The sequence below is a fragment of the Aerococcus sp. 1KP-2016 genome, from assembly GCF_002252085.1.
Lineage (GTDB): Bacteria > Bacillota > Bacilli > Lactobacillales > Aerococcaceae > Aerococcus.
In genome coordinates this window covers 1-15,304 of the sequence record NZ_NEEY01000012.1, presented here as the reverse complement: position 1 = coordinate 15,304, position 15,304 = coordinate 1, and the positions used below count along the sequence as shown (strand labels likewise).

Sequence of the window (15,304 nt, the reverse complement as noted above, 5' to 3'; positions counted from 1 at the left end):
CTCAGACTTTATGAATGAAAGGCCTTATTTGCTATAATAGAAATAGCAAAACAACCACGAAAGGATGATACACATGTACATTCAATACGATAAGCTACCCGAAGATATTATCGCCGGCACCACCCTAAAAGACGACACACTCGCCCTATCCGGCAACCTAGCCCTACACACTGGCGATGATCCCGAAATGATTATTACCAATCGTGAAAAACTAGCCGCAGACCTTAAGCTGCCAGCCAATCGCTTCGTATTTGCCAACCAAACCCATTCCAAAAATGCACACCTCGTCACCACTAGTGACCTAGGTCGAGGCAGCAGAGACACCACATCTGCCATCGATGACGTCGATGCCGTCTATACCTATGAAAAGAATGCCGTTATTGGCGTATTCACCGCCGATTGCGTGCCTGTCCTTTTCTATGACGAACGGACAGATTTGATTGGCGCCATTCACTCTGGCTGGAAAGGTACCGTCCAAGACATCGTGTCGCAAACCTTTGCCCAAATCAAAGCAACAGATGAAGATTTCTACATGGGTTCAGTGAAAGCCATTCTAGGGCCCTCTATCAGTCAAACGTCATTTGAAGTTGACCAAGACGTTGCTGATCAATTCAAAGCCCTCGGTTACGCTGATGACTTTATAAAATGGGATGAAACGCGTGGAAAATTCTTGGTAGATAACCAAGCCACCGTCATCGAACAACTCAAACGCGTAGGTTTCCTGGCCGATAATATTCGCCCTTCCGACCAAGACACCTATGTCATGGCCGACGGTTTTTCATATCGATTAGACAAAACAAAAGGCCGTCACTTCAACTTCATCGCCCGCGTTTAAAATAGGGTTTATCCGAATGAAATTTTTTATAAAACGGTGTTGCTCTAATTAGACAAATGAAGGCATAAAAAAAACGAGTCGCTGGGTAGGCGACTCGTTTTTACTATTTATCTTTCATTTGGGAGGAGAAAGATTTTATGAAGAAAAGTTTGTTTGATTTGTTTAGTTGCGTTCGCTTGGGCAGACAGGTCTCCACTTCAGAGATGCTTGTCTAAACGTCCGCGTTCACAGCCTTTATTGGGTATGCTTATATAATAGGCGACATTTTTGAAGAAATTGTGAATATATTGGGAAAGTTGATGACTTTTTGCGATAAGTTCATTAGGAATCCCTAAACCACTTCACTTAAGCACTATTTCCTTTCAAAAAAAAAAACAGGGACCCTTTCTCGCAAGGCCCCTAGTGTATAAATCCTTATTAGTTAATTTCAATGCGGTGACTATTTGTTTCTTTGTCGGCTGCTTTTGGCATGGTGACTGTTAAGACGCCATTTTCAAATGAAGCGTCAATGTCTTCATTTTTGATATGTTCAACTAAGAAATGACGGCTAAAGGATTGACTAGATCGTTCACGACGAATATAAGTTCCTTCTTTTTCGTCTTTCTCTTCGTTAGTTGTCTCTTTATTTGCAGCTATCGTTAGGACATTATTGCTGTAATCAATGTTGATATCCTCTTTATTGAATCCAGGCAATTCTGCATCTAGAATATAAGCATTGTCTGTTTCACGAATATCAGTTTTGATCATTCTCCGTGTATCCATCATACTATCGAAGAAATCATCATTGAAAAAGTTACGACCTAACCCTCTATTATTGTTCATAGTTGGTAAAAATCCCATAACACATTTCCTTTCTATTCGTATGTACCTTATTTCTTACTACACTTATATTATATACTCAATTAGCACTCTTGTCAACAGAGTGCTAATTTTACATCTCCCTTCCTTTTTAATAACTTAAATGTTATAAAACTATTCTACATCAGGTAAAGTTAACTTTTCAATCATTTCCTGATAGTCGGGATATTTTTCAATCAACTCTGTACGCGTAAACAATTCAAAATCCTCATACTCAAATCCAGGGCTCACCATACAAGATACTAATGAATATGTATCCGTATCTTCCACACTAGATCCGAAAATCGTATTTTTGGGCACGACTGCTTGTAGTACTTGACCATCTTCAACATCTAAGCCAAGTTTGATGGTTTCATAATTACCTTCAGGTGTAATCATATGAACCGTCAGTGGACTACCATAATGGTAATACCAAACCTCATCCGCAGTTAAACGGTGCAAACGTGACGGATTATCACTCGTCAGCAAGAAATAAATACTTGTGTATAAGGCACGTTCCGCTTGGCCTTCTAGTTGCACTCGTTCGTCAGATTTTAGCACTTGGGAAAAATATCCGCCCTCATCGTGACCTTCCATATTAAAATGCTCGATCCATACTGATTGGTCTTTCATCATGATTCCTCCATTTATTACAGCCATATTTTCAATACATTCATACGTTCATCATAACTTTTTTCACTGAAATGCGCACCAAAATTCTGCCCAAATAAAAAGAGGTCGGGACATGTCCCAACCTCTTCCAATATTATCATCGACTTAGCGTTCCTCCGCTACCATCAAAGCCATATCTCCTGATAAAGTGACTTGTGATAAGTCACTTGGCAAGATGAAGGCATCAGGTGCTTGAATGGACCAACTTTGATCACCAACAGTGATTTGGCCAGCCCCTTCAATCACGGTACATAATTGATACGCACGCGAAAGATCCAAACGCATTTCATCTGTAACGGTCCATTTAAATACCGCAAAGTAGTCATTCGTCCAGTAATCATAGCTAGTGCCACCCTCGAGCTTCGTTAATTCAGCTGTTGGTTTGGTATCCACATGTGGAAACATGGTGACATCCGCTGATTGTTGGATGTGTAAATCACGTTCATTGCCCGCTGCATCCTTGCGCCCATAATCATATACACGATAAGTCGTGTTAGAACTTTGTTGCGTTTCTAAAATCAAGACGCCACCACCAATCGCATGAATCGTACCCGCTGGCACAGCGAAGAAATCGCCCGCTTTAACAGGTACCTTGCGTAGCAAGTCATCCCATTGGTTGTTGGCAACCATATCTAGGAAGGCTTGCTTATCAGCTGCATTGTGGCCATAAATCAAATAAGCACCTGGATCTGCATCCATGATATACCAACATTCTGTCTTACCTAAATCATTCTCATGAGCTAAGCCGTATGCATCATCTGGATGCACTTGTACAGATAAATCTTCCTTGGCGTCAATGATTTTGATTAGTAAGGGGAAACGGTCTGCTACTTGTCCACCAAAAATATCAGGCGCTTGCTGATATAAATCCGCAAGTTTTAGGCCTTTATAAGCTTCCGGTGACGTAACAATCGATTGGCCGTGTTCATGACCTGAAATCACCCAGGCTTCACCTGTATGCTCAGAAGGAATATCCATGCCAAATTGTGTTTGTAACTTTTGACCGCCCCAAATTTTTTCTTCTAGGTAGGCTTGTAAGAATATTGGTTCTTGTATCATGAATTACTCCTCGTTGTTGTTTTGCTTCTTTTTCTTAAAAGGATTCTTGAACATACTAGCCAGATTACTTTGTTGTGCGACGAATTTCTCCCGAGGCAAATGCTTACGCATTGCTCGCAAGCTATCTTTGGCTTCATCGACAACAAATTCCAGGAGTTGACCTTCATCAGTTTCAAAATAGAAACCGCGGACGTAACGTCCTTTGAACAACATCTGTACGCGGATGCGCTTGATGTTAACCCATGGAATTTGGATAAAGCCTGGTCCGGCCTCGGCAACATACTCAACCCCCTTGTCCCCTACCATGAGTAAACCTGGTTTAGGACTTAAGGGATTCAGCATGGCATTTGCCTTGGACACGAACTCGACTTCAGTATTTAGTTGTTGAACCATTCTAGCCCATGATTCCTAAAACGTATAATGCAATACCAACCACAAAGATAGCGAAGATTAAGGTAGTTGCACTTACTTTACGTTTTAATAGGTACATACATGTTAATGTTAAGATTAATGGCATCATACCTGGTAACAATTGGTTAAATACATCGCCCAAAGTAGTTACTGAAGTTGGGTTAATTAATTTACCAGATGTAATTTGGTTGATTACTTCACGTAATGAATCAGCTGTTACTGAGTTAGTATTTGCTGCTTCAGCTAAACCGTCTAAGTTTACCATGTTGTCTGCAGAGTTTGTTACTTCAGAGATTTTCACTGGGAAGTTCATAGATGTCCAACGAGGTACCAAGACACCCATTACAAACATACCTAAGATTGAAGCCCCAACAGTGATTTTTTGAATAATACCACCAGACAAGTCTTTTGTAATTTCAGAACCTGCACGGTAACCCAACTCTTGTGTGTACCAAGTAAAGGCAACACGAATTAAGTTCCATAATACGAAGAATAAGATTGGACCTAGGATTGATTGGCTCAATGCTAGAGATGCTGCGAAGGCACCTAATACTGGACGTAAAGTACCCCAGAAGATTGGGTCACCAACACCAGCTAAAGGACCCATCATACCAACTTTAACCCCTTGGATTGCTTGGTCTTCAATTTCAGTACCATTTGCTTTTTCTTCTTCCATCGCTAAGGTTACACCTAAGATTGGTGCTTCTACATATGGATGAGAGTTGATAAATTCCAAGTGACGTTGTAAAGCTGCGACACGATCTTCTTTAGTCGTATATAATTTTTTGATTGCAGGGGCAAGAACATAAGCCCAACCCACGTTATGCATACGTTCGTAGTTCCATGAAGCTTGGACGAAAGTTAGACGCCAGTTTGCTTTCATGCGGTCTCTTTTAGTTAAAGTTATGCGGTTTGTTGTTTCTTCAGTCATGTCTACCCCTCCTTAATAGTCTTCTAAGATAGCATCTAATTGAGCATCAACTGAACCAGAACCACCTGAGCCTGAGCCAGAACCACCGTTAAATTGTGGAGATAATTCAATGTAGATTAATGCTAATGATAAACCAATGATACCCATAGCTACCAAGTTCAATTCAGTTACCGCTGCTAAAGCGAAACCAATAAAGAAGAATGGCCATGTTGTTTTTGTAGCCATCATGTTGATAACCATTGCGTAACCAACGGCAACGATCATACCACCACCAACAGCTAAACCACCAGTAATCCAGTCAGGAATTGCATTTAAAGCACCTTGGATTGCTGTAGCTGGTAAAGCTAATGTAGCGATTGCTGGGATCATAACACGTAAACCTTGTAAACCTAAGGCCATCAAGTTGGCAGATTCTACACCTGCGATTGACCCTTTTTCTGCTTGGCCATCAGCGTAGTGAGCTAAACCTACAGTCATTGTACGAACAAAAATTGTTAATACTTGACCAGCGATTGCTAATGGTACGGCAATTGCGATACCTTCTGAAACGCTAGCACCTTTAGTTAATACTAAGATACCTGCGATTACACCTGCTAAGGCTGCATCGGGCGCTTGCGCTGCACCAATGTTCATCCAACCTAGGGCGATTAATTGTAATTGACCACCTAATAATAACCTCAGTTAAGTTACCAGTTACAAGACCAATTAACGTACAAACAATGATTGGTTGGTGTAATTGGAATGAGTCCAACACACTTTCAAAACCTGCGAATAATGCGATAATACAAATAGCGATTGCTGCAAAAATAGAAATATCCATGTTGTTGTCGACCTCCTTTTTTAAATTAAGTTATTGTTTTTCAATAATTTTTCTAAGTTTTCGTCACTGTCAGCAGGTACTTTACGAACATCGAATTTCACGCCTAAATCTTGCAATTTACGTAAAGTTTCAACGTCATGTTCGTCTACTGATAATGAGCGAGAAATCATTGTCTTACCTTTTGAATGGGCCATAGAACCTAGGTTAACTTCTTTAATGTCAACGCCAGCTTCAACAGCTGCTAATACATCGTCTGGTGTTTCAAATAATAATAATGCCTTCGTATTACCAAAACGAGGATCCTTGTCAATTTCAGCTAATTTAGAAACTGGAATTGTATTCGCACGCACGCCATTTGGTGCTGCTTGTTGAATCAATGATTTACGCATATCGTCATGTGCTACTTTGTCAGAAACGACAATAATACGGTTAGGGTTTACAGAACGTACCCAACCAGTCGCAACTTGACCATGTAATAAACGCGTATCTACACGAGCTAATACGTATTTGATTTTGCCATCGCCTAGAACAGTTCCTGGTGCTAAAGTACCTACATTGCTTTCAGTAGCTTCTGCTGCCGCTGGGGCCTCATCAATACCTTCACCAAATGCTTCTGGTTTCACACGGATACCAGATACTTCACGAGATAAGATATGTTTTGCAACTGCTTCAACCTCATCTGAACCAAAACGTTGTCCCAACGCTTCAAGTAACATTGGTAAATTTAAACCACTCACAATTGCCGTACGTTCTGGCATTTCTTCATGAATGATATTTGCCTGATTAAATGGAGAACCTCCCCATAAATCGACTAAAAACAGGATTTGTAACGCGTCATCGAAAGATTCTACAGCTTCCAACAAGTGCGCACGCAAATCTTCTGGACCTTCTTCAGGCATAAATGTAACTGCCTGCAGATTTTCTTGTGCTCCGAAAATCATTTCAGCAGATTGTTTAATACCTTCTGCGAACTTACCGTGACTCGCCAAAATAATTCCTATCATTGTTAAACCTCCCTAAAAAAATTTGGACATGTGTATCCGTTTACAAGTATATGCGTAAAAACAAGCAAATACAATCAAAAATTACCGTAAAGTAACCGTTTTATGCCAAAATGCGTCATTTTATTGCAATAATAACCATTTTTTATGGGATGAAGTGTCAGCAAAATGCATTTTTGCTTTCGAAAGCAGACAACTTGTCTAGTTTCTTACAAAATAGGGCTTTCTATTAAAGTGAAAATGTCACTTTTCCAGTTTTAAAAAACCGTCATTGCAAAATCTGCCTATCTTTTTCATTAAAGTTTACTCATTATATGACCTAGATATGCTATTTTTTGCTACAAATTATGAAAAAAACGACACAAATCCATATAAAAATGATTTGCGCCGTTCCATCTTGGTTTATTCTCCTGTCCACACATCTGCCACTGGTACTTCCACTTCAATTTTAGTACCTTCGAATTCTTCTGCTACAAATTTTTGCACTTCGTCGCTATGATATAAATCACCTAATTTTTGTAGGGTTTCATCATCAGCTCTATCGGCTACTGTAGCGATAACATTGATCGTCCCGTTTGTATTTTCGTCTAATTCTTCTATATATATAGCATCCTTAGTGACATTTAAACCAGCTTCTAACGCTAAGGTGTTACCGATTAACGAGAAATCAACGTCTTGCAAACTGCGTGCCAATTGTAGTTCATCTATTTGAACAAATTCTAAATTCAAGGGATTTTCGGTAATATCCTCTACTGTTCCTTTGTCTGGGTCAAAGTCATCTGACAAGGTGATTAACCCTGCGCCCTGCAATACCAACAATTGACGAGCTTGTGTGGCGCTATTGACCCCTACTGATACCGAATCACCTTCACTTACTTCAGAGATGTCTTCATATTTATCTGAATATACACCCATTGGTTCACGATATGTTGTTGCGATGGGTACTAATTTGGTATCTGAATTTTCATTAAATGTATACATGTAGCTTAGGTTTTGGAAGGCATTTACATCAACTTCCTGTTCTGCGGTTGCTTGGTTGGTTTGAACGCCATCCCCCTCCATAGAAACCACTTCAATAGCTAGGTCTGCCTCCTTAGCTGCGTCGGAATCCGCAATGAACTCCCATGTATCCACGTCTGAACCACGTGAAGCTACCGTTACCGTTTCTTGGGCATCAGCGTTGCCACATCCGGCTAGTATAAGTGCGATTGCCGAAGTAATCCAAATACTTTTCTTCATAAAACAAAACGCCCATCCTTTTCCCTCAAGGGTTATTGTCTAATCTTATCACACTTTACCCTTGAGGAAATTCCGATTATTCGCCCACTTTTAATCGAAATTAACGAACACGAGGACAAGAAAAAAAACCGGTACATCCCTTGTCGGAGATGTACCGGTAGTTGGCGAATATAGAATGACCAAGTTTGATTATGCGTTTTGTGCTTTCAAGCCCTTGATACGTTCGATTGCTTCTGCTGTTTTTTCATAGGTATTGAAGGCAGTTAGACGGAAGTAGCCTGCGCCTGAAGGGCCGAAGCCTACGCCTGGTGTACCAACGATTTGAACTGTTTCTAATAGGTAGTCGAAGAAGTCCCATGAGTCCATGCCGTTTGGCGTTTTCATCCATACGTATGGTGCGTTGATACCACCGAAGACTTCGAAACCTGCTTCTTCTAGACCTTCGCGGATTAGTGTTGCGTTGCGACGGTAGTAAGCGATGTTTTCTTCTAGTTGCGCTTTACCTTCTTCTGTATATGTTGCTTCACCTGCACGTTGAACGATGTATGGTGCACCATTGAATTTGGTAGAGATACGACGTTTCCACATGTCTAATAGTGACACGCCATCGATTTCTACTTCTTTAGGGATAATCGTTGCACCTAAACGTAAACCAGTGAAACCAGCACGTTTAGAGAATGAACGAATCTCAATCGCACATGTACGCGCGCCTGGTAATTCAAAGATTGAATGTGGCACATCGTCTTCCGTAATGAATGATTCATACGCTGAGTCAAAAATAAGGATTGCGTCGTTGGCATTCGCCCAGTCAACCCATTCTTGTAGGTCGGCTGTGTTTAAAGTCGTACCTGTTGGGTTATTTGGATAGCATAGGTAAACAAGGTCCACATGCTCATTAGGTAATGATGGTTTGAAATCATTTTCCGCGGTTGCAGATAGGTAAACTAAGTCAGACCATTTACCAGTTTCCTCGTTGTAGTCCCCACCGCGACCAGCCATAATGTTTGAGTCTACGTAAACGGGATATACTGGATCACCAACGGCAATTTTAATGTCTGGGCCAAAGATTTCTTGGATGTTTGAGGAGTCAGATTTTGCCCCATCAGAAATCACAATTTCGTCTACGGAAATGTCGGCACCACGAGCTGCAAATTCATTTTTTTGAATGGCTTCGCGTAAGAAATCGTAACCATGATCTGGTGCATAACCTTTGAATGTGTCAGCATTTGCTTGCTCGTCTACAGCTTTATGTAATGCTTCGATAACTGCTGGTGCAAGTGGCAAGGTAACATCCCCAACACCTAAACGGATAACATCCTTGTCTGGGTTAGCTGCTTCATAAGCTGCTTGACGACGTTTTACTTCTGCAAATAAATAAGAGCCTGGTAAGCGTTGGTAATCTTTATTAATTTGATTCATTTGAAAACTCCTCCATTATATATGCACGATTTTTGTTTTTTCCACCGGTTGAGGGCTGAACGGTTCTTGTCATACTCTATCAAAATGTGTTCCTAGAGGCAGATTTGACTGCGTTTCAGAAAAATCCTTAAATCCCAAAGTACGGGCTTTAAGTTCATTTTCTTCCAACGGTTCAAATCTAAACGCCTCTTGTCGCACTCTATCAAAACCTGCTCCTAGAACCAACCCTCTGCCCACTTCAGATTAGCTGGCGATGTCTTCCGTCATCACGGGCGCTAATCTTCCACCGGTTGAGGGCTGAACGGTTCTAGTCGCACTCTATCTCATTGGGTAGTCTTGATCCGGGTTGGTGTTTCGAAAGCCACCCTGGTTCAAAATTTCGTTATAGAGAATGCGTCTTACATCCTCATCGGTTAATTGTTTTGTGTTACTTGACTTCGGTTGAATATGTTGACGATTATAGGTATTGTAAATGGCTTGAATACTCATGCCTTCGTTTAAATAATCTTTGATTTCAAGGAGTCTATCTACATCATTAAGGGAATACATTCGGCGATTCGTTTCGGAACGTTTAGGCTTAATCAGCTTTTGTTCTTCGTAGTAACGTACCTGTCGAGGTGTTAAATCCGTTAACTGCACGACTGTGCCAATTGGGAAAACAGCTAAGGTTCGTCGCAGTTCTTTTTCCTTCATACAAATTCACCTTCATTCATTTTTAATTGTATTTTAATCTCATGTTATATTAGTTGACATAAATAGTCAATGAAAATTTATGTTAAAAATGGCATGAAATTTTTGACTTATTTTCTTAAGGTTATACCTTGCAATGTATGAAGTAGGCGCCTATAATATAAAGAATTGCGTTTTTTGCATATTGGCAACATTTCGCCTTCATTCATCTATCGAAAGGAAGCTTATTCAAATGGTAAATGACCAAAACAAGATGACCTCAAATCATAATCCAAATCCCAAATTAGCAAAACGTGGGATTTATCTAAGTATCGCGGCCTATATCATTATTTCGACTAGCAAATTATTCGTTGGTGCCAATTTTCATTCAAATGCCGTTTTTGCGGATGGGATGAATAACTTTACCGATGCCTTCGCATCAATTGCCCTACTAATTGGCATGATCCTCTCCCAACGTCCAGCCGACCAAAACCATCGTTATGGTCACTATAAAATTGAAACCATTACAACCTTAATCATGTCCTCGTCATTTTCTATATTGGGATTACCTTAACCAAAGACTCTATCATCTCCCTGATCAACCAGGACTATGATACGCCAACACCTATCAACGCGATTATCGGACTCGCATCCGGCGTCGTGATGTCTGGTGTTTACTGGTATAACAATACGCTCGGGCAAAAATTATATAGCCCTAGTTTGAAAGCATCCGCCAAAGATAATCTAGCCGATGCACTCACCTCTTTTGCCACCGCCTTATCCGTTATTTTAAGTCGAACAGGCATTGCTTGGTTGGATGGCGCTATGGCCGTGATTGTTGGGCTAATTATTGTGAAATCTGGCTTGGATATCTTTCGGGATTCTGCCTTCGCCTTGTCAGACGGTTTCCCGCAAACAGAACTTGACGACTACAAGCATATCGTTGAAGATATCCCCGGCGTTGTATCTGTAGCGGACATACGCGGACGTAATTATGGTGCCAATATTTACATCGATATCACCATTTACGTGGACCCGCATATCTCGGTTCAAGCAGGCCATGATATCACAGAAGTGGTGGAAACTACACTGCAAAATACAGGTAACATCACCGCCATTGATGTCCATGTGGAACCCTTCCGTTAAATTCGCCTATGCAAGGTAAGACTTAAACAGTCGATAATGTAAGAAAACATATCATTAGAAAAAAGTTACACGAAAATGTGGTTGAGATCTGATAGTCTCAACCACATTTTTTACTTTACTCGCCTAATAGAAACTTTAGCCCTTAATCGCAGCAACCAAATTCTTAGCGGCTGTTTCGATAATTTCCGGTCTTGTCGCTAAGTTAATACGAATATGCGTATCATCAGCATTTGTAGGCCAATATAAAGTCCCATAGTTGACAGCTAACTTGGCTTTATTTTGCACAATATCTTCTAAATCTGCCGATTTCATATAGGCACCTAAATCTAACCAGGCAAGGTAAGTACCCTCTAAATCACTGAACGTTACTTCAGGTAAGGCTGCTTGAATCGTATCTTTCAATAAGTTGTAGTTAGACCAAATGATTTCATTGACTGCATCTAACCATTCACCACCATGCGTATAGGCAGCTTCTGCTGCGATATATCCAGCTGGTTGACCCCCTGTTAGATGAATGCTATGTAAGAAAGTATCTAATTTTACACGTTTTTCAGCATTTGGTACCACTAAGAATGAGTGGTTTAATCCAGCTAAGTTAAAGGTTTTAGATGGTGATGCGAATAATACATAGTTATCATAGTCTGGATCGATGTTACCGATAGCAATATGTTCATGCCCTGGCATGATTAAGTCACGGTGAATTTCGTCTGATAGTAATAGCACGTCATAGGCTTTACATAAATCAACGACTTTGGTCAATTCTTCTTTTGTCCAGACGCGACCAGTTGGGTTTTGTGGTGAACAGAATAGGATAGCCTTAATATCGTCATGTTTAAAGGCATCTTCCATGGCTTCAAAATTAATGGTATAGCCTTGAACGTCATCCCCTAATAAATCTTGCATCACTAAAGTGCGGTTGGCTTCTTCAATTACCGTACGGAATGGATTATAGACAGGGTTTTGAATCAATACCTTGTCCCCTTCGTTTGTAAATGCATGCAGTGCAAAGGCAATACCTGTACACACACCTGGCGCGAATCGGTACCATTCAGCTTTTGTTTCATAATTGTATTGAGCTTTTGTCCAATCAACAATCGCAGTATAGTAAGATTCTGGCACAGAATAGTAACCATAATATTGTTCTTCCACAAAATTTTGCAAGGCTTCTTTTATTTCTTTAGCAGGCGCAAAATCCATATCCGCAATCCAAACTGGGACTAAATCACTTGCCCCAAATTTTTCTGGCAAATCATGCCATTTCATTGCTTTCGTTTGTGAGCGGTCAGGGCTATAATCTTTTAAAATATCTACCATTTTACATCCTCCTATGCATAACTTGTACTTGATAGTATTATTTTATCACACCTAGCACAATCTAGAAAAAGGGACAATAGTTTACCTTTAATCGTTTCTACCTATCACAATAGACACCGACACCTATCTTGCTTGTCGTCTATACAGATTCTTGATATAATGAAAGCGCATACGGAAATATCACCAAAACTTGGAGGTTCATGCATATGTCAAATTTACTGATACTCGTTTCACACAGCCAACAGATTACTGAAGGTTTGAAAGAATTGCTAGAAACCATGGTGCCCGACGACAATAACAGATTTGAAGTAATCGCCGCTGGAGGTACTGATGATGGCGAAATCGGGACATCCGTCAACAGAATTCTAGATCCTATTCTTGCCAATCCCGACAAGGAAATCTTCATCTTCACCGACATGGGCTCAGCTGTCTTATCCGCTGAAACCGCCCTCGATTTCCTGGATGATGACGCTAAAAGCCACACCCATCTAGTTAAAGGCCCGCTGGTGGAAGGTGCATATGTTGGGGCAGTCCAATCGACCATAGATCGTACACCAGAGGAATTGCTGCAAGCAGTCAAGAAACAAAGTTAAATTTTTTGTCATAGATATATAAAACCTGAGGAGGTTATCTCAATGAAAAAAATTATCAATCAACCCGGTGATGTTGTCACACAAATGGTCAAAGGACTAGCCAGTGCACATGCTGATATCCTTGCCCAAGTGCCCGACACCCAGGTCTTGTACCGAACTGTTGAAACACCAAACATCGTGGGTATCGTTTCTGGAGGTGGCTCTGGTCACGAACCAAGTCATGCAGGTTTCGTCGGCAAAGGTATGCTATCAGCTGCCGTATCCGGTGAAGTATTTACCTCTCCAACACCTGACCAAATCTTCGAAGGTATCAAAGCTGCAGACAATGGGGCTGGCGTCTTTTTAGTAATCAAAAACTATACTGGTGACGTAATGAACTTTGAAATCGCCCAAGAATTCGCTGAAGCTGAAGGTATCGAAACAGCCGCTATTATCGTAGACGACGACATTGCTATGGAAGATTCCACTTATACAGCTGGCCGTCGTGGCATTGCCGGAACAGTCTTCATGCACAAAATCATCGGTTACTACGCCGACCAAGGCAAATCACTAACCGAACTGGCTGATATCGCTGTAAAAGTAAATAACAACCTCAAATCCATTGGTCTTGCCCTCTCAGCGGCTACTGTTCCAGAAGTCGGCAAGCCGGGCTTTGACATCGCGGCCGACGAATTTGAATACGGCATTGGTATACACGGCGAACCTGGCTACCGCCGCGAAAAAATTAAACCTGCCAGTGAAATGGCAGCCGAATTGATTGCCCGTCTAAATGAAGAATTTGCTTGGGCTGAAGGCAACCACTATGCTGTCCTCGTCAATGGTATGGGTGGTACGCCGTTAATGGAGCTTTACTTATTCTGGAATGATATCCATGAACAATTAACTGCTGCTGGATTGCAAATTGATTTCGTCAAAGTCGGCAATCTCATGACATCTCTAGACATGGAAGGTGCCTCATTGACCCTACTTAAAGTGCCTAGTGAAGATGCAGAATGGATCACAGCCTTACAAGCACCAGTGAATACGGCTGCTTGGGGTTAGTTAATTGAGAGGATTGATATATATGGAAGTAACTGATGTTCTAGCCTGGTTAAATCCCTGGTTTGATAAATTAATCGAAGAAAAAGCCTATTTAAGTGACTTAGACCAAAAATTGGAGACGGTGACCATGGGAATAACATGGCCCGTGGTGCGGTTGCAACCAAAGAAGCCCTTGAAACAAAGGCACCTACTGATGTGCCCGCCTTGTTCATGACTGTTGCCCAAACATTGATGAGTAAAATTGGTGGCGCATCCGGTCCTTTATACGGTTCTGCCTTCCTAGCCATGTCTGGCGCTGTGAAGAAGACAGATGATCTAAGCGAAATCTTTGCTGCCGGATTAGACAAAATTCAACAACGTGGTAAGGCTGACCTAGGTGAAAAAACCATGGTCGATGTATGGCATCCCGCTATAGAAGCCTTGAAAACAGGAAGTTTAACCCAAGAAACATTAGACCAAGCTCGTGAAACAACAACCGGACTCAAAGCCACTAAAGGACGTGCCTCATACTACGGTGACCGTTCCATCGGTGAACCTGATCCAGGTGCAGAATCAAGCATATATTTGTTTGAAGCCCTGTTAGCGACCTTATAATAGAAGAAAAACCGGGAGACCTAGCGTCGAAGCTAGATCTCCCGGTTTTTTGATTCTATAATAAAGTTTCTTTGCTTTATTTACTTTTCATAAATTTCAAGTTTAAGTTAGCCACTACAGGTAACTCATTTGTTTGATACCGTAACTGCCTCGTTATTCTAAATCAGTGAGGCCTTGATAATGAACTGAGGTATGATAGTCTTCAGACGATTCTGGCCCCAGGCCAGCTTTCCAGACATGAAGCCATGTCCCGAGTGAGGATCGTTATCAAGGAATAATGGGTCAAGCCACCAACCGTTCTTGCTTGAATGCCTGGACGAATGTATCATGTGGTGTCGCATAACCCAAAATTTTCCGCGGGTAATCGTTCATCCAACGCTGGATCCGCAAAATCTGGTTCTCGCTCACCTCACTAATCGGGCTTCCCTTGGGGACGAAACGGCGAATTAATTTGTGCTGGTTTTCGCTCGTCCCACGCTCCCAAGAAGCATAGGGGTGGCTGAAATAGACGTCAGCTACATCTTGCAGAGCATCGTGTAACCCAGAAAACTCCGAGCCATTGTCGGATGTAACGGTCTTAAATAATTGATCGAAGTTAGCGCCAGCCCGTTCTCTTAGCTGTTGAACCGCTTGGTCCACCGATTCGGTGTCCTTCCCGTTCAACTTTAGGATGACTTCAAAGCGTGTCTGCCGTTCAGCCAGCGTCAGCAGCACGGCATCCGA

14 protein-coding genes and 3 pseudogenes are annotated in these 15,304 nt (G+C 41.4%); 5 read left to right on the top strand and 12 right to left on the bottom strand.

Annotated elements, in window-relative coordinates; genetic code table 11:
* Positions 1–73 precede the first annotated feature (73 nt).
* Positions 74–835, top strand: coding sequence for a peptidoglycan editing factor PgeF (gene pgeF, locus B9P78_RS03875; protein WP_233487698.1), 762 nt, complete (start codon positions 74–76; stop codon positions 833–835).
* Between the two features lie 417 nt (positions 836–1,252).
* Here pgeF and B9P78_RS03870 read toward each other — a convergent pair whose 3' ends face one another.
* The 10 genes and pseudogenes from B9P78_RS03870 to B9P78_RS03825 all read right to left on the bottom strand — a co-directional run bounded on the left by B9P78_RS03870 (position 1,253) and on the right by B9P78_RS03825 (position 9,917).
* The gene (locus tag B9P78_RS03870; protein WP_094518220.1) at positions 1,253–1,675 is read right to left on the bottom strand and encodes an Hsp20/alpha crystallin family protein; all 423 of its coding nucleotides are present in this window, start codon (positions 1,673–1,675) and stop codon (positions 1,253–1,255) included.
* 132 nt (positions 1,676–1,807) lie between these two features.
* Positions 1,808–2,308, bottom strand: a complete 501-nt coding sequence (locus B9P78_RS03865; RefSeq protein WP_199445727.1) for a cupin domain-containing protein — start codon at positions 2,306–2,308, stop codon at positions 1,808–1,810.
* 141 nt (positions 2,309–2,449) lie between these two features.
* The gene (locus tag B9P78_RS03860) at positions 2,450–3,400 is read right to left on the bottom strand and encodes a type I phosphomannose isomerase catalytic subunit (protein ID WP_094518247.1); all 951 of its coding nucleotides are present in this window, start codon (positions 3,398–3,400) and stop codon (positions 2,450–2,452) included.
* Between the two features lie 6 nt (positions 3,401–3,406).
* Entirely contained in the window at positions 3,407–3,796 is a 390-nt protein-coding gene (locus tag B9P78_RS03855; protein WP_094518219.1) for a DUF956 family protein, read from the bottom strand.
* Between the two features lies 1 nt (position 3,797).
* Complete coding sequence (locus tag B9P78_RS03850) at positions 3,798–4,745, bottom strand: PTS system mannose/fructose/sorbose family transporter subunit IID (RefSeq protein WP_094518218.1); 948 nt, start codon at positions 4,743–4,745, stop codon at positions 3,798–3,800.
* A gap of 12 nt (positions 4,746–4,757) precedes the next feature.
* Positions 4,758–5,565: pseudogene (locus B9P78_RS03845) on the bottom strand (mannose/fructose/sorbose family PTS transporter subunit IIC).
* Positions 5,566–5,585: 20 nt separating this feature from the next.
* Positions 5,586–6,569, bottom strand: a complete 984-nt coding sequence (locus B9P78_RS03840) for a mannose/fructose/sorbose PTS transporter subunit IIA (RefSeq protein WP_094518217.1) — start codon at positions 6,567–6,569, stop codon at positions 5,586–5,588.
* A gap of 399 nt (positions 6,570–6,968) precedes the next feature.
* The gene (locus tag B9P78_RS03835) at positions 6,969–7,805 is read right to left on the bottom strand and encodes a MetQ/NlpA family ABC transporter substrate-binding protein (protein ID WP_094518216.1); all 837 of its coding nucleotides are present in this window, start codon (positions 7,803–7,805) and stop codon (positions 6,969–6,971) included.
* A gap of 189 nt (positions 7,806–7,994) precedes the next feature.
* Positions 7,995–9,224: an LL-diaminopimelate aminotransferase gene (locus B9P78_RS03830; protein ID WP_094518215.1), complete on the bottom strand. Its 1,230-nt coding sequence runs from the start codon at positions 9,222–9,224 to the stop codon at positions 7,995–7,997.
* A gap of 318 nt (positions 9,225–9,542) precedes the next feature.
* On the bottom strand, positions 9,543–9,917 hold the full coding sequence (locus B9P78_RS03825; protein WP_094518214.1) for a MerR family transcriptional regulator: 375 nt from the start codon (positions 9,915–9,917) through the stop codon (positions 9,543–9,545).
* A 133-nt stretch (positions 9,918–10,050) separates the two neighbouring features.
* Between B9P78_RS03825 and B9P78_RS10655 the strand changes: the two are divergent.
* Positions 10,051–11,039: pseudogene (locus B9P78_RS10655) on the top strand (cation diffusion facilitator family transporter).
* Between the two features lie 135 nt (positions 11,040–11,174).
* Here the strand turns inward: B9P78_RS10655 and B9P78_RS03815 are convergent.
* Positions 11,175–12,353: a MalY/PatB family protein gene (locus tag B9P78_RS03815; RefSeq protein ID WP_094518213.1), complete on the bottom strand. Its 1,179-nt coding sequence runs from the start codon at positions 12,351–12,353 to the stop codon at positions 11,175–11,177.
* Between the two features lie 206 nt (positions 12,354–12,559).
* On the opposite strand from B9P78_RS03815, the gene dhaM reads away from it, so the two are divergent.
* The 3 genes and pseudogenes from dhaM to dhaL all read left to right on the top strand — a co-directional run bounded on the left by dhaM (position 12,560) and on the right by dhaL (position 14,581).
* Positions 12,560–12,946, top strand: a complete 387-nt coding sequence (gene dhaM, locus B9P78_RS03810) for a dihydroxyacetone kinase phosphoryl donor subunit DhaM (protein ID WP_094518212.1) — start codon at positions 12,560–12,562, stop codon at positions 12,944–12,946.
* 42 nt (positions 12,947–12,988) lie between these two features.
* Positions 12,989–13,987 (top strand): dihydroxyacetone kinase subunit DhaK, encoded by a 999-nt coding sequence (dhaK, locus tag B9P78_RS03805; RefSeq protein WP_094518211.1) that lies wholly within the window; start codon positions 12,989–12,991, stop codon positions 13,985–13,987.
* 22 nt (positions 13,988–14,009) lie between these two features.
* Positions 14,010–14,581 (top strand): annotated as a pseudogene (gene dhaL / locus B9P78_RS03800) (dihydroxyacetone kinase subunit DhaL).
* A gap of 282 nt (positions 14,582–14,863) precedes the next feature.
* Here dhaL and B9P78_RS03795 read toward each other — a convergent pair.
* On the bottom strand, positions 14,864–15,304 hold a 441-nt coding region (locus tag B9P78_RS03795), incomplete at its 5' end, for an IS30 family transposase (protein ID WP_148138572.1).